Annotated in this window: 1 rRNA gene; it reads right to left on the bottom strand. The window is 67.5% G+C overall.

The features are described 5' to 3' along the window. Positions 1-351, bottom strand: a 23S ribosomal RNA gene (locus FWJ25_RS20670); the annotation flags it as partial. Positions 352-590 lie beyond the last annotated feature (239 nt).

The following is a 590-nucleotide window of genomic DNA, read 5'->3' as shown; positions in this document are numbered from 1 at the left end:
GCGGTACTTGTTCGCTATCGGTCTCTCGCCTGTATTTAGCCTTGGACGGARTTTACCGCCCGATTKGGGCTGCAYTCCCAARCAACCCGACTCGYYGACRGCGCCTCGTGGTGCGRCAGGGTCCGGGCCGGACGGGGCTCKCACCCTCCCMGGCGYCCCTTTCCAGRGRACTTGGGCCCGGTCCGTCGCTGAGGACGCYTCTCCAGRCTACAATTCGRGSGGCGMGGCCSCSCGATTCTCAAGCTGGGCTGCTCCCGGTTCGCTCGCCGTTACTAGGGGAATCCTCGTAMGTTTCTTCTCCTCCGCTTATTKATATGCTTAMACTCAGCGGGTAGTCCCGACTGACCTGGGGTCGCGGTCCGAGGGCAAGCTCGGTCGCTCGATGGGTCCTTAGGGCCGAATGGCCGGCCGCGCGCCGGGACGCTGCACCGAGAACAACAACTTGATGTCGCCCACCACGTGCTGCGCCCGGCGCGGTTCGCCGGCAGCCCCTGCTTCGGCCCACCTCGCCGTGCGGCGCGGGGGGCCAGACGCCACGTCCCTCGCCCCGCGGGGGGGTGTTGGGAGTGKCTTTTGGCGTGACGCCCAGG

This window comes from Marinobacter salinexigens (assembly GCF_008370345.1).
Lineage (GTDB): Bacteria > Pseudomonadota > Gammaproteobacteria > Pseudomonadales > Oleiphilaceae > Marinobacter > Marinobacter salinexigens.
Note: the sequence above shows the minus strand (reverse complement) of the source record. Positions and strands in the feature narration are given on the sequence as shown.